The 19,229-nt window shown below is 58.3% G+C and carries 18 protein-coding genes; 6 read left to right on the forward strand and 12 right to left on the reverse strand.

Translation table 11 applies throughout. The annotated features are described in order from the left end of the window. Nucleotides 1-21 precede the first annotated feature (21 nt). The 7 genes from ACR0B8_RS11550 to hslO all read right to left on the reverse strand — a co-directional run bounded on the left by ACR0B8_RS11550 (nucleotide 22) and on the right by hslO (nucleotide 8,691). A complete protein-coding gene (locus ACR0B8_RS11550; RefSeq protein WP_170361215.1) occupies nucleotides 22-807 on the reverse strand; it encodes an ion transporter in 786 nt (261 codons plus the stop codon). 20 nt (nucleotides 808-827) lie between these two features. Continuing rightward, nucleotides 828-2,057, reverse strand: coding sequence for a class I SAM-dependent RNA methyltransferase (locus tag ACR0B8_RS11555; RefSeq protein WP_226689024.1), 1,230 nt, complete (start codon nucleotides 2,055-2,057; stop codon nucleotides 828-830). Nucleotides 2,058-2,114: 57 nt separating this feature from the next. Then, nucleotides 2,115-3,947 (reverse strand): ABC transporter ATP-binding protein, encoded by a 1,833-nt coding sequence (locus tag ACR0B8_RS11560; protein ID WP_226689023.1) that lies wholly within the window; start codon nucleotides 3,945-3,947, stop codon nucleotides 2,115-2,117. After that, nucleotides 3,944-5,782 carry an ABC transporter ATP-binding protein gene (locus ACR0B8_RS11565; protein ID WP_170506386.1) on the reverse strand — a complete coding sequence of 613 codons (1,839 nt, stop codon included), beginning with the start codon at nucleotides 5,780-5,782 and terminating at the stop codon, nucleotides 3,944-3,946. The genes ACR0B8_RS11560 and ACR0B8_RS11565 overlap by 4 nt, the downstream gene beginning before the upstream one ends. Nucleotides 5,783-5,973: 191 nt before the next feature. Beyond that, nucleotides 5,974-7,128, reverse strand: coding sequence for a CCA tRNA nucleotidyltransferase (locus tag ACR0B8_RS11570; protein ID WP_170506389.1), 1,155 nt, complete (start codon nucleotides 7,126-7,128; stop codon nucleotides 5,974-5,976). Continuing rightward, nucleotides 7,125-7,730 carry a CoA pyrophosphatase gene (locus ACR0B8_RS11575; protein ID WP_226689022.1) on the reverse strand — a complete coding sequence of 202 codons (606 nt, stop codon included), beginning with the start codon at nucleotides 7,728-7,730 and terminating at the stop codon, nucleotides 7,125-7,127. Before ACR0B8_RS11575 ends, ACR0B8_RS11570 begins: the two co-directional genes overlap by 4 nt. Next, entirely contained in the window at nucleotides 7,714-8,691 is a 978-nt protein-coding gene (gene hslO, locus ACR0B8_RS11580) for an Hsp33 family molecular chaperone HslO (RefSeq protein ID WP_226689021.1), read from the reverse strand. Before hslO ends, ACR0B8_RS11575 begins: the two co-directional genes overlap by 17 nt. A 76-nt stretch (nucleotides 8,692-8,767) precedes the next feature. On the opposite strand from hslO, the gene ACR0B8_RS11585 reads away from it, so the two are divergent. Then, entirely contained in the window at nucleotides 8,768-9,214 is a 447-nt protein-coding gene (locus ACR0B8_RS11585; RefSeq protein ID WP_170349572.1) for an NUDIX hydrolase, read from the forward strand. On the opposite strand, the gene ACR0B8_RS11590 is transcribed toward ACR0B8_RS11585, so the two are convergent. Beyond that, nucleotides 9,211-10,482, reverse strand: a complete 1,272-nt coding sequence (locus ACR0B8_RS11590) for a PP2C family protein-serine/threonine phosphatase (protein WP_226689020.1) — start codon at nucleotides 10,480-10,482, stop codon at nucleotides 9,211-9,213. The two genes, ACR0B8_RS11585 and ACR0B8_RS11590, sit on opposite strands and share 4 nt — an antisense overlap. A 156-nt stretch (nucleotides 10,483-10,638) precedes the next feature. On the opposite strand from ACR0B8_RS11590, the gene ACR0B8_RS11595 reads away from it, so the two are divergent. Beyond that, nucleotides 10,639-10,968: an Hpt domain-containing protein gene (locus ACR0B8_RS11595; protein WP_170577957.1), complete on the forward strand. Its 330-nt coding sequence runs from the start codon at nucleotides 10,639-10,641 to the stop codon at nucleotides 10,966-10,968. Here the strand turns inward: ACR0B8_RS11595 and ilvA are convergent. Together ilvA and ACR0B8_RS11605 are read right to left on the reverse strand one after the other, a co-directional pair. Beyond that, entirely contained in the window at nucleotides 10,965-12,191 is a 1,227-nt protein-coding gene (gene ilvA, locus ACR0B8_RS11600) for a threonine ammonia-lyase IlvA (protein ID WP_170577959.1), read from the reverse strand. The genes ACR0B8_RS11595 and ilvA overlap by 4 nt on opposite strands. Before the next feature lie 58 nt (nucleotides 12,192-12,249). Then, nucleotides 12,250-13,017, reverse strand: coding sequence for a hypothetical protein (locus ACR0B8_RS11605; protein ID WP_480658481.1), 768 nt, complete (start codon nucleotides 13,015-13,017; stop codon nucleotides 12,250-12,252). A gap of 141 nt (nucleotides 13,018-13,158) precedes the next feature. Between ACR0B8_RS11605 and ACR0B8_RS11610 the strand changes: the two genes are divergently transcribed. From ACR0B8_RS11610 to msrA, 4 genes are all read left to right on the forward strand, one after another. Further along, nucleotides 13,159-14,385 (forward strand): argininosuccinate synthase, encoded by a 1,227-nt coding sequence (locus tag ACR0B8_RS11610; RefSeq protein ID WP_170361039.1) that lies wholly within the window; start codon nucleotides 13,159-13,161, stop codon nucleotides 14,383-14,385. Continuing rightward, entirely contained in the window at nucleotides 14,382-14,822 is a 441-nt protein-coding gene (locus tag ACR0B8_RS11615; protein ID WP_226689018.1) for a DUF1810 domain-containing protein, read from the forward strand. The genes ACR0B8_RS11610 and ACR0B8_RS11615 overlap by 4 nt, the downstream gene beginning before the upstream one ends. A gap of 80 nt (nucleotides 14,823-14,902) precedes the next feature. After that, the gene (locus tag ACR0B8_RS11620) at nucleotides 14,903-15,184 is read left to right on the forward strand and encodes an SCP2 sterol-binding domain-containing protein (RefSeq protein WP_226689017.1); all 282 of its coding nucleotides are present in this window, start codon (nucleotides 14,903-14,905) and stop codon (nucleotides 15,182-15,184) included. A gap of 97 nt (nucleotides 15,185-15,281) precedes the next feature. After that, nucleotides 15,282-15,953, forward strand: a complete 672-nt coding sequence (msrA, locus tag ACR0B8_RS11625; RefSeq protein WP_170361041.1) for a peptide-methionine (S)-S-oxide reductase MsrA — start codon at nucleotides 15,282-15,284, stop codon at nucleotides 15,951-15,953. On the opposite strand, the gene ACR0B8_RS11630 is transcribed toward msrA, so the two are convergent. Continuing rightward, entirely contained in the window at nucleotides 15,950-16,819 is an 870-nt protein-coding gene (locus ACR0B8_RS11630) for a ribokinase (protein WP_170361043.1), read from the reverse strand. The two genes, msrA and ACR0B8_RS11630, sit on opposite strands and share 4 nt — an antisense overlap. A gap of 3 nt (nucleotides 16,820-16,822) precedes the next feature. After that, nucleotides 16,823-19,078, reverse strand: coding sequence for an NADP-dependent malic enzyme (locus ACR0B8_RS11635; protein ID WP_170506403.1), 2,256 nt, complete (start codon nucleotides 19,076-19,078; stop codon nucleotides 16,823-16,825). Between the last annotated feature and the right edge of the window lie 151 nt (nucleotides 19,079-19,229).

Consider the following 19,229-nt stretch of genomic DNA (forward strand, 5'->3'; position numbering starts at 1 on the left):
CAGATTTCCGAAAAACTGAAATCACTTTTTGATGTGCTGCTGTTCGGTCAGGCGGCGCTCGATGCTTTCCAGCCGTTCCAATACTTCGTCGCGATAGGCGTCAGTTCGCACCTCATCCTCGGCATGATGCGCATCCTGCATCGAGTTCACAATCAGACCGACCAGCAAGTTCACCACCGCAAAGGTGGTGACCATGATGAACGGAACAAAGAACAGCCAAGCATAGGGATAGACCTCCATCACCGGACGGACAATGCCCATGGACCAGCTTTCCAGCGTCATGATCTGGAACAGCGTATAGGCCGACAGACCTAGGTCGCCGAACCAGTCCGGGAAAGTGGCCGAGAACAGCTTGGTCGAGATCACGGCACCGATGTAGAACAGGATCGCCATCAACAGGAATACGCTGGCCATGCCCGGCAGGGCCGAAATAAAACCCTCGACCACCCGCCGCAGGCGCGGCGCGACCGAGATAACCCGCAGTACCCGCAGGATTCGCAACGCCCGCAGCACCGACAGCCCCCCGGCGCTGGGGATCAGGGCGATGCCGACAACGATAAAGTCAAAAACGTTCCAGCCGCTGAGAAAGAACCGTCGCCTGGTCGCCAACAGCTTCATGGCGATCTCGGCCACGAAAATGGCCAGACAGATTGTGTCCAGCGTCACGATCAGGGGTCCCGCGGCCTCCATCAGGGTTGGCGATGTCTCCATCCCCAACAACACAGCATTAAAGATGATGACCGCAGTGATGAACCGGCCAAAAGTGGGATGTTCGATGATGGTCAGCAGACGCTGATTGAAGCCCATATTGACACTCTCCTGTCTGCTCATGATGCGGACCCCCATACAAACCGCGCGGCAAGTTCCGTGTGTGACGACCATCGAAATTGGTCCACCACCTGTACCCATTCAAGAGTGTAGCCCGCATTAACCAGCGTTTTTGCGTCCCGCGCGAAGGTCACCGGGTTGCACGAGACATATGCAATCACCGGGCGCTGCGCCTGTGCCAGTTCGACAACTTGCGCCTCGGCCCCGGCGCGGGGCGGGTCCAGCACAACAGCGTCAAAGGATTTCAGCTCATCGGGCATCAGCGGGCGGCGGAACAGGTCGCGGGACTCGGTCGTGACCCGTTTCAACCCTTGCGCGCGGCGCCAGCCCTGATCCAGCGCATCCGTCATCGCGGCTTCACCTTCGACCGCGTGAACCTCGGCATTTTCGGCGAGGGGGAGTGAGAAGGTCCCACTGCCTGCAAACAGGTCGGCAATGCGCTTTTTACCCTGCGTCGCCTGTAATACTGACTGTAATAGAGCCTGTTCTCCATCTCTTGTCGCCTGCAGGAATGCTCCGGGCGGTGGCACAACCCCAGCATCCCCAAAGCGTTGCATCGGAGGTTGGCGCATTGCGATCACTTCACCATCCCAGCTAAGCCGCGCCAAGCCGTGCTTCTCGGTTGCCTGCGCCAATGCCAGTTCCAACGGCCCATCCAGCGGCTTGCCGCCCTTGACAGCCACATCCAGCCCGCCTTCGGACAAGGTCAGTGTCACGGCCAGCACGCCCTTGCGACTACTGCCCAGAATAGCCAGCGCCTCGGCCACCGGTATGGCAGCAATCAGGGCCGGGTCCAGCAGATGACAATCGGGGATTTCGGTGATCGTGTCGGACGCTCGGCCATGGAATCCGGCCAGCGTGCCCTTTTTGGTCCGACGCACGGCGATCGTGGCACGGCGGCGCGACCGCTCGGGAGAAGTATGGATCGGGCGCATCTGTGCCTCTAGCCCCTGCGCCGCCAGTGCAGTGCGCACCACTTCGACCTTCCAGTCGGCCACAAAATCATCTGCGGCGTGCTGCAATTGGCATCCACCACAGGCCTTGTAGTGACGGCAAGGAGGTTTCACCCGTTGGTCCGAGGGTGTTTCAACCCGTAGGTCAGTCAGCAGCTGCCCTATTAATGTACCACTTACCACCTCACCTGGCAGGGTACGCGGCGCGTAAACCGGGCCGTCAGCAATGCCGTCTCCCTGATGACCCAGGCGATTTATGGTGAAGTATTGCGTCATAAGGGGCCTGATACCGGGGCTTTGCGCGCAACAAAACCCCCTAGCACGCTTTGTGCGTTATTCGGCGGCTTCGGCCTGAATGAACCCGCCCGATTGGCGATGCCAGAACCGAGCGTACAGCCCGCCCTGCTCCAACAACGCATCATGGGTGCCGGATTCGACGATCTGCCCCTGATCCAAGACGATAATCCGGTCCATCTCGCTGAGCGTGGACAGGCGATGTGCAATCGCCAGGACCGTCTTGCCCTGCATCACCCGGTGCAGGGCGGTTTGAATCGACGCCTCAACTTCGGAATCCAGCGCCGAGGTCGCCTCATCCAGCACCAGAATCGGCGCATCTTTGAGGATAGCGCGCGCCAGAGCGATCCGTTGCCGCTGCCCACCGCTGAGCTTCACACCGCGTTCGCCCAGATGCGCGTCATAGCCGCTGCGGCCATGGGCATCCTGTAGGCTTAGAATAAAATCATGCGCTTCGGCCTTTTTCGCCGCTGCAATCATGTCGTCTTCTGACGCGTTTGGGCGGCCATACAGGATATTCTCACGCGCCGAGCGGTTGAACATCGCAGTTTCCTGCGTGACCATGCCGATCTGACTACGCAAACTGTCCTGCGTTACCTGGCTGACATCTTGCCCATCAATGCGAATAATGCCTTTTTCCCCGTCATAGAGCCTGAGCAACAACGAGACCAAAGTGGATTTCCCAGCACCCGAGGCCCCAACAATTCCCAGCTTTTCACCCGGATGCACGGTCATGCTCACATCGGACACACCACCCACATCGCGACCATAGGCAAAGCTGACATGGTCGAAATCTATCCGCCCCTCGGTCACTGTCAGGTCAGTGGCTTGCGCGGCGTCCTCGACCCGGTCGCGTTTGGCAAGCGTCTTCATACCGTTCTCGACCTCACCCACATTCGCGTAGAGCCCCATCAGTGTGAAACTGACCCAGCCGGTCATCTGCGCAATTCTGATCGAAACCGCGCCAGCCGCCACGATATCACCCGCCGTCGCAATCCCGTTTCTCCACAAAAGCAGCGTCGCGCCCAGCAAGAGAACCGGAAGAACCCCGGCCAGCACCATCAGGATAAATCGGAAGCTGGCGGACAATGCCCCGAAGGCCAACATCTTTTCGCGTAGATCAACCATCGAGTTTCGCGCGGCCTGATCCTCGAACGCGGAATGGGCGAACAGCTTTACGGTCTTGATATTGGTGATGGTATCAACCACTTGCCCGGACACCATGGCGCGCGCGCCAGCCCGCGCAGCAGACCGGGCGCGAATGCGTGGCAGATACCAGCGGATCAGCAGAAAATACACCACTAGCCACCCCGCGAAAGGTAACATCACCAGTGGATGAATAGACCCTAACAAAAGCAAAGAACCGGCAAGTGAGGCCAAGGCAAACACAATTGCACTGATTGTCTCGGACACGACCGAGGCCAGCGCATTCGACGTCTGCATCTGTTTCTGCGCGATCCGGCCTGCAAAATCATCGTCGAAATAAGTGACCGATTGGCCAAGGGTCCAGCGGTTCAGCTTGGCCAGCACCAGCGGCGGCACATTGGGCATGACGATATAGTTGTTCGTCACCGAAGACAGCCCGAACAGGGCCGGACGCAGCAACATGAAAAATGCCACCACGCCCAGAATCATCCACAGATTATCTGCGTTGAAAAAACCCTGAGGTCCATTTTCCGAGGCAAGATCGATCACCAGACCCAACATCCAGGCCGTTCCGGCCTCCATCGCGCCAGCCATGGCCGAAAAACTCGCCGCGACAAAAATCATCGGCCACGCGCCGGACAGACACCAACGGATGAACGCCCCCAGCGTTTGCGGCGGGGGCGTCTCAGAGTTTTTGAATGGATCTATAAGATCGGCAGCCTTCATTCCGCAGCCTCCGGGTTCAGGAAGCCACCAGATTGCCGCGCCCAGAACTGAGCGTAAAGCCCCCCATGCGCCAACAATTCGGAATGCCCGCCCTGCTCTACAATCCGACCTCCATCCATAACCAGAATACGATCCATCTGCGCAATGGTGCTCAGCCGGTGGGCAATGGCGATCACGGTTTTACCTTGCATCATGCCGTAGAGGGTCTCCTGAATCGACGCTTCGACCTCGGAATCCAGGGCGGATGTCGCCTCATCCAACAGCAGGATCGGTGCGTCTTTCAGGATCACCCGCGCCAGCGTCACCCGCTGCCTCTGTCCACCGCTCAGCTTCACGCCCCGTTCCCCCACATGCGCGTCATAGCCGGTGCGCCCTTGTGGGTCTTGTAGGTCGAGGATGAATTCATGCGCCTCGGCCTGTTTGGCGGCAGCGATCATCTGTTCCTCGGATGCCTCGGGACGACCATACAGGATATTGTCGCGCACTGACCTGTGCAGCAGCGCACTGTCCTGCTGAACCATGCCGATATGGCTGCGCAGACTGTCCTGCGTGACGCTCGCGATGTTTTGGTCGTCAATCAGGATCGCACCCTGTTCCACGTCGTAAAACCGCAAAAGCAGCTTAACTAGGGTCGATTTTCCGGCACCGGACCGCCCGATCAGACCAATCTTTTCACCCGGTTGAATGGTCATGTTGATATGATCCAGCCCACCGGTTTTGCGGCCATAGTGATGCGACAGGTCGCGGATGTCGATCTGACCTGTGGTCAGTTGCAAAGGTTTCGCATCCCGCGCATCCAGCAGGTCGATAGGCTGGGCAATCGTCTCCATCCCTTCAGCCACCACACCAAGCTGGCGGAAGAAACTGGTCAACGCCCACATGATCCAACCGGTCATCGCATTCAGTCGCAAGGTCAGTGCGGTCGCCGCTGCCACCACACCGACCGTGGCACTGCCCTGCATCCACAAGGCAATGGCCCAACCGACAACACCAACGATCAGCAGGCCGTTCAACGTCACCAGAACCACATCCATAATGGTGAAGATCCGCATCTCAACCTGGAAGGTGCGACGGGTTTCAGCGATGGCTTCGCGGGCATAGTCCAACTCTTGATCATTATGCGCGAACATCTTGACCGAATGGATGTTGGTGTAACTGTCCACCACCCGACCCGTCACCGCCGAGCGCGCATCCGACGCCGCCTTGGACGCCGGTCCGACCCGAGCGACCGTCCAGCGCACCAACAATGCATATAGTGCAAACCAGATCAGCAGCGGCAACAACAGGCGCGGATCGGCCGCCATCAACAGGATCGCCGCCCCGATCAGATAAGCCAGCGAGAAAGAAATCGCGTCAAAAACCTGAAACACCGCTTCGCCCGCAGCTGGGGGCGTCTGCATGATCCGGTTTGCGATACGGCCCGCGAAGTCATTCTCGAACCACCCCACGGACTGACGCAGCACGTGCTTATGCGCCCGCCAACGTATGATGGTGCCAAAGTTCGGCAGGATCGTGTTGTTCAGCAGCAGGACATCGACCACATGCAGCATCGGCCGTAACAGCAGCACAAACACAGCCATCAGAATCAATTCGGTCCCGTGGGCCTGCCAGACCTCAGCCGGAGGGCCAGACAACAGGTCAACCACGCGACCCATGTAATAAATCAGCCCGACCTCGACCGCGGCGACGATGACTGAAATCAGCGCGGTCCAGAAAAACACCCGCATGAAAGGTCGGGAATAATCCAGCATAAACGGCCACAGCCGCGTGGGCGGTGTGTCGGTCTCGGTATAGTCGGCAAAAGGGTCAACAAGGTTTTCGAAATAGCGAAACATGGAGAGTGCTCCGATTGAGCAGTAAATAGGTCATGCGAAGAAAGATGGCGCCAGAACACCACCCCTACGGGTCAAAGTGTTCCGGCTTTAGCCGAACCAGATCCCGTAATACATTCGCATCCCTCCATTCATGTGACAGGCGCACGAAACCACAAAGAAGTTGATTTGTCATCCCCTTTTGAGACTTCGTGTCAGATGCTCAGCAATTCCTCGCGGGTCAGAGCAAAGCCTGATGCAATCCAGCGCGCCTCAAGCTCGGCCAGTTTTTTGCCCAGCGCGGGACCGGTGAAATCGGGAATCAGGTCGGTGGCCTTGATCGGGAAATCAGCCTCAGCCCCTTTGTGCAGATCGGTGCGCAAGGTTTCGCTCCACGGCTGTTCAAGGAAGGCGCAGCGCAGCAGGGTTTCGTGCAAGCCGCCCTCTTCGCCATAGCGAAACCCCAGTTCGGCAACGCTGGCGGTACCGGATGCCTCATCCCGCATGCGGGTCAGACGTTGTAATTGCGCCTTGCTCAGGCGCAGGGTCTTGGCGATTTCTGGCGTTGTGATTGCGGCCAGACGCCGAATTGACTCAGGGGCGGCCCCGGCCTGTTCCTCTAGCGCTATCAACGGTACCAACGCACGGTCCTCGGCCCCTGGCAACAGCCGGGCCAGAACACCCGATTGACGCATCGCGGCAATCGAGGGTGCCGGATCGGGTGCGCCCATAAGTTTCAGAAGTTCAGCCCCGACCCGTTCACGAGACAGGCCCTCTAGCCCGTCCAGGTTGGACGCAATCGCCGCCAGAGCGTCCGGATCAAACCCAGCCTCTGCATCGCCGTACCAGGCGTGAAACCGGAAATACCGCAGGGATCGCAGGTAATCCTCTCGAATGCGGTTCTCGGCGTTGCCGATAAAGCGCACGCGGCGGGATTGTAGGTCAGGCAGCCCGTTCAACGGGTCGAGAATACTGCCATCGGGCCGCGCATAGATCGCATTCATGGTGAAATCGCGGCGCGCGGCGTCTTCTTCCACCTTGTCGGAAAATGCCACCACCGCCCTGCGGCCATCGGTTTCCACGTCGCGGCGAAAAGTGGTGATCTCATGCGGGGCACCGCCACTGACCACAGTGATCGTGCCGTGGTCGATTCCGGTGGGGATGGCCTTGAGGCCCGTTGCCTGCGCCAGCTCCATCACCCGTTCGGGGCGCGCATCGGTGGCGATATCGATATCCGAGACCGGCGCGCCCAGCAACGCGTTGCGCACGCAACCCCCGACGAACAACGCCTGCGCACCGGCGCCCGTCAACGCTGCACAGACCTTTTGCGTTGCCGGATCAGTAACCCAGGCCTCAGAAATTCGCGTCATTCATTCACCCGTGCGGCCAATCCCCGCAACATTCGGGCCGTCGCGCCCCAGATGTAGTAGGGGCCGAACGGCACCGTGAAATAATACCGTTTGTGACCACGCCAGCGGCGCGCTTCAACGATATAATTCGCAGGGTTGAGGACATGTGCAAGCGGAACCGAAAACACCTCGTCCACTTCGCCCGGTTCGGGGGTCAGTTGAAACGGTTCGCGCAGGATCGCGACAACCGGTGTAACGGTAAAGGACGTGACGGTTTCATGAGACGATAGGTGGCCCAGAATCTCGGGCAAGTCGGGCGGCAGACCGATCTCCTCCTGCGCCTCACGCAGGGCAGTGGCGGTGACATCTACGTCGCCTTGATCCTGCTTACCGCCGGGAAAGGCGATCTGGCCGGGGTGGTGTTTTAGAGCCGAGGATCGTTTCGTCAGAATCAGCCGCGGCGTGTCGTCAATCACCGTAATCGGAACCAGCACCCCCGCCGGGCGCAATTTGCGCCCTTCAGGCAGGATGGTTTCGGGGTTCAGGTCGAAATCGCTTGAACCATGGCCGGGGCGGCGCAGGGCCGCCCGCAGCTGGTCCGTAGGATCAGGCGTCGTCCGCATCAAAGCCGACCGAACCCGGTTCCAGTATGTAATGTGCGCCACAGAACTGACAATCGGCGGTTACCTTGCCTTCGGGCGTGGTCATCTTTTCGATGTCCTTGGCCGAATAGATCGACAGGCTTTGCCGCACACGATCTTCCGAACAGGTGCAGCCGAATTGCACGGACTGAGCGTCATAGACCCGCGGCTGTTCCTCGTGAAACAGCCGGATCAACAGGTCGGTCGGCGCCACCGAAGGCCCGATCAATTCGAGATCCTCGACCGTATCCAACAGGATGTTGACGCGGCCCCAGTTTTCACTCTCTTCCCCGTCGACTAGATCTTCGGCGGTCAGAATCTGCCCTCCACCTTGGCCGTCCGCCACAAAGGGCGAGGCCTTGGGCATGTGCTGCAGCATTACTCCGCCCGCACGCCAATGTTCACCGACGCCCGGCTCGGTCGATTTGCCAAAGCTGAGCGAGAACCGCGTCGGCAGCTGCTCGGATTGTGCGAAATACGCCTCGGCACAGGCAGAGATCGAGCCCCCCGCCAGCGGAGTGATCCCTTGATACGGCTGCGTGCCTTCACCCTGGTCGATCATGATGGCGAAATAACCCTCGCCCACCTGATCAAACGGCCCGCCATCGGTCAGGCGGTCGCGATCATAGCTGGCATAGGCGCGGATGCGGGCCGGCTCACCCTCGACCTTGGGCGCAAAGTAATCGGTCGCGATCATGCGCACCGGGCCCTTGGACTGCACCTGCAAAGACAGTTTCCAACGCAGCGAAACGGTCTGGCCGATCAACGCGGTCAGCAGGGCCATCTCGGCCACTAACGCCTCGACCTTTTCGGGATAGTCATGCTGCTTCAGGATGCCGTCCAGCGCGCCATCCAGACGGGCTACACGGCCGCGCATATCCGATACATCAAGTTGAAAGGGCAGGACAGTATCGTCCCACGCGATTTTCGTTCCAAGAGACATGGGGTTTCCTTACACGCCACGGGTTGGCATACCGGCACCATATAGGTTGAACAGATTGGGTTTGAAGGGGCCATACATGATCAGACGGTTCGGTGAAACCCCGGAAAAAGGGCGTACATATACACGCAGACCGGGTGTCTATGCGTTGCTGCCGCAAGGAAAAGACCTTCTGGTCACGTGGTATGACGATGGGCTGAACCCCGAATTGCAGCTGCCGGGCGGTGGCATTGATCCGGGCGAATCCCCGATTACCGCGCTGCATCGCGAAGTGTTCGAAGAAACCGGCTGGCTGATCGCCGCCCCGCGGCGGATCGGTGCGTTTCGCCGGTTCACCTTTATGCCTGAATATGACCTTTGGGCCGAGAAAATCTGCATGATCTACAGCGCCCGTCCGGTGCGCCGGATGGGACCGCCTCGCGAAGAGTTTCACGAAGCACTTTGGATGGAAACTGCCGTTGCGGTGCAGATGCTTGGCAACGAGGGGGACCGTCACTTTGCTACCCGACATCTGAACAGTTTCTAAGCTCCGTTATATTCAAAGAACACGGCGGACACGTCATCATCCATGCCGCTGCCCGGTGCCATGGCCTGCGTCAGGCGCCAGAACATGTCGTCCAGAAACTCGGTACCGCTGCGGTCGGGCGCACAATCGCGGGCCATCTGCTGCAGGCCTTCTTCCTCAAGCAAGCCGCCATCGGCCAGACGACACTCGGTAAAGCCATCAGAATACAGCATCAGTTTATCGCCAGGTTGCAGGTAAGTTTCGATCCGCTGAAAGGACACATCAGGCAGCAAACCGATGGGCAAGCCACCCTCGCCCAAAAATTCGGCACTGCCGTCTTGGCGCAATACAAGTGGATGCGGGTGCCCGGCCTGCACCATCTTAAGATGCCCGTTGCGCAGGTCGACAATAGCATAAACCATGGTGAAGTATTCTTCGACGCCGGCATCGGCCATCAGGCGGCAATTGAGCATCTCGGCCACCTGTTCGGGTGGCAGCAGAGCATAGAACTTGTCAAAGCGTTTTTCCATCGCCACGTTCTGATCGAAATGATTGCTGGACAGATAGCCGCCCAATCGTGCCGTCATCATCGCCGAGGTGATACCGTGGCCCGACACGTCAATGCTGTAAAACCCCAGCCGATTGACCCCGGGCGAGAACATCCCCACCAGATCACCGCCAATATGCCCGCAGGGTTTCAGCAGCATGCTGACCCGCGATTTCCCGAAATCCCGCGTCAGTTCGGGGACAAGGGATTCCTGAATTTTCCGGGCCTGAATCAGGTCTTTGTCGATGGCATCATGCGCCACGCGCAGGTCTTCTAACGCGGATTCGATCATCCGGTTCTTCTCGGACAGTTCGCGCTGCATATCCAGAATCCGCGCCCCGGCCGAGATCCGCGCGCGCAGCTCATCCGCCTCAAGCGGTTTGATCAGGAAATCGTCCGCACCAGCGTCCAGCCCGCGCGCCACCTCTTGCTTTTCACTTTTTGAGGTCAACAGGATGAAGTAACTGTATTGATCACTTTCCAGCGCCCGGAAGGCACGGCAGAATTCCAGCCCGCTCATCCCCGGCATCACCCAATCGCTGAGAACCAGATCCGGCGGGTCGGTGGCGCACATCTCGATCGCGGCGTCGCCGTTATCGGCCTCTAGCACCTCAAAGCCCCACTTTTTCAGCGAGGCCACCAGAATACGACGTTGCAGCCGGCTGTCATCGACGACCAGCACCTTTTGGATCGCACCAAAATCCTGATCGGACCTGGCCTCTGCCTGACTGCCCTCTGCCACCTGAACCCTCTGTACTGTGACCTTTACGGAACGCAGCGACCCTAGCGCAGGGCGGTTTAACATCCGGTGAAGGCGTCTTTGGCTTATTGCTTAACCCGCTCTTTACTTGCCGTGGGCTATCCAAGTCAGGTCGCGATATGTGTGGAGAGGCCGAACATGATCGACTGGTCCAGGGTCAGACAGCTGCGGGATGAGGTGGGTGCCAGCGAATTCGAAGAGGTGGTGCAGATCTTCCTGGACGAGGTTCAGGAAACCATCGACCGGCTGCATCAGGACACCGACCGGGCTGAGTTCGAACAGAACATGCATTTCCTCAAGGGCAGCGCGCTGAGTCTGGGGTTCGACCGGTTTTCCAAGCTGTGTCAGGACGCAGAGCGCAACGCCGCCGCTGGCAAGGCCAGTGACGTCGATCTGCCTGCCATCCTGACAGTCTATGACGACTCAAAAACTGTGTTCTTTGCCGAGAAAGCCGCGAACCTGTCCTAGATCACGAACTGGGCCAGCGTCTCGTCTTCGGTGATGTCGGTATAGGTAAAGCCAGCCTCGTCCAGATGCGCGAACAGGCGTGCGAAATTCTCGGGCTTACGGGTTTCGATGCCGATCAGGACCGAACCGAAATTGCGCGCCGACTTCTTCATGTATTCGAACCGGGCGATATCGTCTTCCGGCCCTAATATGCCCAGAAACTCTTTCAACGCGCCGGGGCGCTGCGGCAGGCGCAGGATAAAGTACTTTTTGACGCCGGAATAACGCTGCGCCCGTTCCTTGACCTCGGGCAGACGTTCGAAATCGAAATTGCCGCCCGAGGTGACGCAGACAACGGTTTTGCCGCGGATAAAGCTTTGCACATCGGTCACTGCCTCGATCGCCAGGGCGCCTGCGGGCTCAAGCACGATGCCTTCGACATTCAGCATTTCGATCATGGTGGTGCAGATACGGTCTTCGGACAAGACCAGCACGTCGGACAGGTGGCGATCCTTGAGCAGTTCAAACGGTTTCGCCCCGATCTTCCCGACCGCTGCCCCATCGACAAAGTTGTCGATATGATCCAACGCCACCGGATGCCCCGCCGCCATGGCCGCATGTAAACAGGCCCCGCCTTTGGGCTCGACAAACAGGCAATGGGTCCGATCCCCGAACCATGTCGCCACGCCCGAGGACATGCCGCCCCCGCCAACCGGCAGGATCACGTGATCCGGGACGCTACCCAGCTGCGCCTCAACCTCGACAGCCAGAGACGCCTGCCCCTCGATCACATCCTCATCATCAAAGGGCGACAGAAAATGCCCGCCCTGCTGCGCACACCACGCCTGCGCAGCGGCCAGCGTGTCGTCGAAATAGTCTCCGGTCAGGTGAATTTCGATGTTTTCGCCGCCAAAAATGCGGGTTTTCTGAATTTTCTGCTGCGGCGTCGTCACCGGCATGAAGATCACACCACGCACGTTCAGGTGCTTGCACATGAAGGCCACGCCCTGCGCATGATTTCCCGCGCTGGCGCAGACGAAAAGCTCTTGCCCCTGCTGCTTGCGCATGGCGTTGAACGCACCACGGATTTTATACGACCGCACCGGGCTGAGGTCTTCACGCTTGAGCCAGATGTCAGCACCAAACCGATCAGACAGATGGGCATTCCGCTGCAGAGGCGTCGCGGGAAAGACGGTGCGCATCGCCTGTTCGGCGGCGCGGGCGCGGGTCATGAAATCAGTCATGACCGTTTCAGTGGCCTATCCCGACTAAAAGAGCAAGGAATACATATGTGTACGCGGGTTAGGCGAGCTCGCGTTTTTCGATGAAGACGCCGTACATAGTTGTCAGGATACTGACGTTGATCAGCGGCAAGATCAGCATCGTAACAAAAACTGAGATTATCAGTCCCATGACTGGTACCGCGATCACTAGCCCAACCAAAAATTGCATCAGGAGCTGGAAAATGAAGGACAGAAAAATAAGCAGTAGGATTTGACCGTTTGAGCCCGCCGTTGCATGCCATGCATCATAAAATGTCATTGGTTTACCAATCGCCGCCCCCGGTAAAACGGGTGAAAAACGGTAAAAACCAATCCACAGCCCGGCAACTAGAACCACCCACACCACTATACCGATAGGGACCGAAGCTTGTATCGCACTGCCGGCAATAAACGATCCCGGCACCATTAGACCAATAGCAAACAGCCCCAAAAGCAGAACCCGCCCAAGATAAGCTAAGACCCGATCAAACTTGAACGGCGGCAACATCCCGCGAGGATACTCTTCAAGCAATACGAAGCGATGCCATGAAACCACGATCCAGAAAATGACAATCGTGAAAACGACAGCGAGGCTCAGGAAGAAAGCAACGAAAGATCCCATCGTAACGCCCTCCGGAAAACCAGTAGTGCGACTGTCGAAATTCTCAAACGGAATATCGAACACAAAAAAGAGACCAACCATTAACGCACCACCGATCAGCGCTGGCACAACAGAAATTTGCATTGCCTCTTTCAGGTTCCGCAAAACCATTTTTAGCGAATGCACGAAAATCTCGAGTCCCAACATCTGAAAACTGCCCTCTCAACTAAACCTTTTTCTCTTTGCACTCGTTTCATCTCAATTCCTGCCCCGCGTCAACGCAGATAACTTGCCCCCACGTTCAAAACCCGTTAGGGGCCAAGCGTCTTACGCATAAGGGGAAGTCAGATGTCCGCGCCCAAGAAAGTTGTTCTGGCCTATTCCGGTGGCCTTGATACCTCGATCATCCTGAAATGGTTGCAGACCGAGTATGGCTGTGAGGTCGTGACCTTCACCGCCGATCTGGGTCAGGGTGAAGAGCTGGAGCCCGCCCGCCAAAAGGCCGAGCTGCTGGGGATCAAGCCCGAAAACATCTATATCGAGGACATCCGCGAAGAGTTTGTTCGCGACTTCGTCTTCCCGATGTTCCGCGCCAATGCGCAATACGAAGGCCTGTATCTGCTGGGCACCTCAATCGCGCGTCCGCTGATCTCGAAGCGTCTGGTCGAGATTGCCGAGGCCACCGGTGCCGACGCCGTTGCACATGGCGCGACCGGCAAAGGCAACGATCAGGTGCGGTTCGAACTGGCCGCCTATGCCCTGAACCCCGACATCAAGGTCATTGCACCCTGGCGTGAATGGGACCTGACCAGCCGCACCAAGCTGTTGGAATTTGCCGAAGCGAACCAAATCCCAATTGCCAAGGACAAACGCGGTGAGGCGCCGTTCTCGGTCGATGCCAACCTGCTGCACACCTCGTCCGAAGGTAAGGTTTTGGAAGACCCCGCAGATCAGGCGCCAGACTATGTCTATCAGCGTACCGTCCACCCCGAGGACGCACCGAACGAGCCCGAGTTCATTGAGATCGGCTTTGAAAAAGGCGACGCGGTCAGCATCAATGGCGAGGCGATGAGCCCGGCCACGATCCTGACCAAACTGAACGAATATGGCGGCAAGCACGGCATTGGCCGTCTGGACCTGGTCGAAGGCCGCTTCGTGGGTATGAAATCGCGCGGTATTTATGAAACACCCGGCGGCACCATCCTGCTGGAAGCGCACCGTGGTATCGAATCCATCACCATGGACCGTGGCGCGATGCACCTGAAAGATCAGCTGATGCCGCAATATGCCGAGCTGATCTATAACGGCTTCTGGTACAGCCCCGAGCGGGAAATGCTGCAAGCCGCCATCGACAAATCTCAGGATCATGTCACCGGCACCGTCCGCGTGAAACTGTACAAAGGCTTGGCCTCAACCGTGGGTCGCTGGTCGGATCATTCGCTGTATTCTGAAGAGCATGTGACGTTCGAAGATGACGCCGGCGCCTATGACCAAAAAGACGCGGCCGGATTTATCCAGTTGAACGCGCTGCGCCTGAAATTGCTGGCGGCGCGGGATAAGCGCCTGTCCAAGTGATCGACGACGACGACATCAACGACGAACTCGATCTGTTCATCGAAGCGCAGGACGCGGTCTGGTCCGACGTCCTGCGCGAATTGGAACAAGGACAGAAAACCAGCCACTGGATGTGGTTTGTATTTCCGCAATTGGCCGAACTTGGCCGGTCTCACATGGCGCAGCTGTACGGGATCGAGGATTTAGATGAGGCCACAGCCTATCTGGCTCATCCAGACCTCCGCCAGCGCCTGACCAAGGTTGCTGGGTTGATGTTGCAGCACAAGGGGCGCGATGCCAGTGACATTCTGGGTGGGATTGACGCAAAGAAACTGCGGTCCTCGATGACGTTGTTTGCATCCGTGCCCGGAGCTCCGTCAGAGTTTCAGACTGTTCTTGATGCCTTTTATGATGGGCAACCCTGTGAGCGGACCCGGCAAATCCTGCAAATGTCGTGACTGCAGGGTCCAGTTGGGTCACCCTTGCACAAGAACGCCCATTCTCTTTACGCATAGGCAAATTAGTGAAGGGGACAAAGATGCTGCAGGACATCGCCAACGGCATTCAGCAAGGCTTGGATGGCAAAAGCTTTGAGGGCTCGCTGAAATTCGATTGTGGCGAGGATGGTGTCATCGTTCTATCCGAAAATCGGGCCAGCACACAGGATCGCGACACCGATTGCACCATCCGCATTTCGCAGGACAACCTGACCAAATTACTGACGGGCAAGCTGAACCCGATGACCGGCGTAGCATTGGGCAAGCTCAAGATTTCGGGCAATATGGGTGTGGCGATGAAGCTGGGACAGCTGCTAGGTTAAGACGATAAACTCGTCTCACCACCCCGTGACAAACCATGTCAGCGGATTGCGCCAACGCATAAGTCAGGGCAGCCTTATCCCGAAAAGGAGACCTGCCATGACCCGCATCGCCTATCTCGATTTTTTCAAACCTACGCTTCAGTTCACGCTGATCGCTCTTGTCGCCCTGCTGCGTGCCGCCCCGGCACCCGCCGCCGGGTCCGAAACCCTGACGGTTGCAGGGGGCTGTTTCTGGTGCGTAGAATCCGATTTCGAATCCGTTCCGGGCGTGACTGGCGCCGTGTCGGGTTTCACCGGTGGCAGTACCGCCAATCCAACCTATGATCAGGTCACCAAAGGCGGAACTGGCCATTACGAGGCGGTTCAGATCACCTTTGACCCGGCCCGCGTTTCCCGTGAAACCCTGCTAAGTATGTTCTTCCGTTCGGTCGACCCAACGGATGCGGGCGGTCAGTTCTGTGACCGGGGTGACAGCTACCGTACGGCCATTTTCGTCTCTAACGCTGGGGAAAAAGCCCTGGCTCAGCAAGCCAAGACAAGTGCCCAGAACGCGCTGGGGCAACAGATCGTGACGCCAATCCTGCAGCAGGGGGCATTCTATCCGGCTGAGGCGTATCACCAGGATTACTATAAAGGGAACAAGCTAGTCCTGACCCGCTTTGGCCCCAAACGCCAGCACAGCGCGTACAAAGCCTATCGCAAAGCCTGCGGCCGTGATGACCGGGTCAAGCAGCTTTGGGGCAGTGACGCACCGTTCGCGGGGTCTTAATCGAGCCGCGCTTCGCGCACCTCTTTGAGATCGGGAATAACATCAGCTGTGCCGTGCCGCGTGACCATCAAGGCCGCGGCACGGTTTGCTTGTGAAATCACCTGTGCCATTGGCATTCCACGATCCATTCCTGCCAGAACATAGCCGGTGAAAGTATCCCCTGCGCCAGTGGTATCCACGGCCTTTACCTTGTGCGCCGGAAAATCCGTAGCGGCGCCACGATGGTAATACCGCGCTCCTTTTGACCCCAAAGTGACGATTACATGCTCGACCTCAAGGTCGGTAACGGATTGCCCGGTTGCCTGCTGTAGTTGTTCAGCCTCGATCTCATTCAGGATCAGAAAATCCAGATACGGCAACACGGCCTGAACCGCGTCAGCCTGGAACGGTGCGGCGGCATAGCAGACAGTCAGCCCCAGATCGCGCCCCATCTTTGCGGCTTCGATCTGTAGGTTGGTTTCGTTCTGCATCACCAGCACATCGCCTTGCAGGGCCGAGGACAGCGCTTGCCCCAACTGACCCTGAGTGATCGCGTGGTTTGAACCGGGGAACAGAATGATGTTGTTCTCACCCTGTGCGTCCACCGCAATGATGGCATGACCGGTCGGAACCTCGACTCCAGTGATATGGCGCGTGTCCACGCCATATTCGGTCAGACGATCCAGCGCCCAGCGCCCATCCGGCCCCACGGCCCCGATATGCGCCACTTGCGCCCCGGCCCGTGCGGCCGCCACAGACATATTTGCCCCTTTGCCACCCAGATACCGATCCAGCCGATTGGCTGAAAGCGTCTCTCCCGGTCCGGGCAGGTGCGGCACGTCATAAATCATGTCCGCGTTGATCGAGCCGAGGTTCCAGATCGTCATGGCTTAAGCAATATCGCACGAGGCCAGGATGGCCATGTTCAGAATATCATTCGCCGTCGACCCGGTCGAACAGATCTGGATCGGCTTGTCGACACCAGACAGGATCGGGCCAATCACCGTGGACCCGCCCATTTCCTGCATCAGCTTGGTCGAGATCGACGCCGAATGCCGAGCGGGAACGATCAGGATATTCGCCGGGCCGGTCAGGCGCTGGAACGGATAGCCTGCCTGTTGATCCTCGTTCAGGGCAACGTCCACGGTCATCTCGCCCTCGTATTCGAAATCCACTTTGCGCTTATCCAACACGACAGGCGCGCGGTGCATCTTTTCGGCCCGTTCCGACACCGGATACCCAAAGGTCGAGAAACTGACGAAGGCCACGCGCGGCTCAAGCCCCATATGACGGGCCACGGCGGCTGAGCGTTCGGCGATATTGGCCAGGTCATTCTCATCCGGCCATTCATGCACCAGCGTATCACCGATCAGCACGATCCGCCCCTTGTGCAGCAGCGCGGTTACACCTACCGCACCATGCGCTTTGTCCGCGTCGAACACGTGATTGATCCGGTCCAGCACATGCGCCGATTTGCGCGTGGCCCCGGTTACCAGGCCATCACCGTGCCCATGCGCCAGCATCAGGGATGAGAACACATGCCGGTCACGTGCCGCCAGGCGGTAAATATCCTTGCTATCAAAACCTTTGCGCTGCAAGCGCTTGTACAGGAAATCGGTATAGGTCTCGAGATGCGTGGTGTTGGCGGCATTCACCACCTCCAACTCGCGCACGGCATCGCCCAGCCCGGCCTCTTCCAGCTTTTGTTTTACGTCATCGGGGCGACCGACAACCAGGGCCTTGCCGAATCCAGACCGCTGATAGGTCACAGCAGCGCGCAGTACACGTGGATCGTCACCTTCGGCGAAGATCATGCGGCTTTGCGCTTGGCGCGCACGGGCGTTCAGACCGCGCAGGATGCTGGCGGTCGGGTCCATGCGGGATTTGAGGCTCAGCTCATAGGCGTCCATGTCGATGATCGGACGCCGCGCTGCGCCGGTATCCATGCCCGCCTTGGCCACGGCAGGTGGGATACGATGGATCAGTCGGGGATCAAACGGTGTCGGGATGATATAATCGCGACCGAAGGTCAGCGATTTGCCATAAGCCATCGCAACCTCATCCGGCACATCCTCGCGCGCCAGACGGGCCAGCGCATGGGCGCAGGCAATCTTCATCTCGTCATTGATGGCACGGGCGTGAATGTCCAGCGCACCCCGGAACAGATAGGGGAAGCCCAGCACGTTGTTGACCTGGTTCGGATAATCGCTGCGTCCGGTGGCGACGATGGCATCCACACGCACCTCATGCGCTTCTTCCGGCGTGATTTCAGGGTCGGGGTTGGCCATGGCGAAAATCACCGGGTTGTCGGCCATGCTGGCGACCATGTCCTGCGTGACCGCGCCTTTGACCGACACGCCCAGGAACACATCCGCGCCGTTCATAGCGTCTTCCAGCGTGCGCAGATCAGTGGTGATGGCGTGTGCCGATTTCCACTGGTTCATCCCTTCGGTACGGCCCTGATAGATTACGCCCTTGGTGTCGCAGACGATGCAGTTTTCATGCCGCGCACCCATCGCCTTGAGCAGTTCTATACAGGCGATCCCAGCAGCACCTGCACCGTTCAGAACGATCCTCACATCCTCGATCTTTTTGCCCGAGATATGCAGCGCGTTCAGCAGACCTGCCGCGCAGATCACCGCCGTGCCGTGTTGATCATCGTGAAAGACGGGAATGTCCATCTCTTCCTTCAGGCGCTGTTCGATGATGAAACACTCGGGCGCCTTGATGTCTTCCAGATTGATGCCGCCAAAGGTCGGCCCCATCAGCTTCACCGCGCGGCAGAATTCATCTGGGTCTTCAGTGTCCAACTCGATATCGATCGAGTTCACATCGGCAAACCGTTTGAACAGGACCGATTTCCCCTCCATCACCGGTTTTGAGCCCAACGCGCCCAGATTTCCAAGACCCAGAACCGCCGTGCCGTTCGAGATTACCGCGACCAGATTGCCCTTGTTGGTATAGTCATAGGCCGTTTCGGGGTTTTCCGCGATTGCTTCACATGGAACAGCGACACCGGGACTATAGGCCAGCGACAGATCACGCTGGGTTGTCATGGGAACCGTGGCCTGTACCTCCCACTTGCCGGGGGTGGGGTCCAGGTGAAAGGCCAGGGCTTCTTCGTCGGTAATTTTCGCTTTGGGCATCTGATATGTCGTTTCTTTACATCTGTTGGGCTGTCGCCTCATAGCGCAGGAAAACGCGCGCCTCAACGAGAATGAGTTTTCGGCTTTTACAGAAGATGCGGGATTTGTAAGGTCGCGTCCGGAACACGCCAAAAGGGGTCAGCCTTGTCCA

Source organism: Ruegeria sp. BH6, assembly GCF_056538105.1.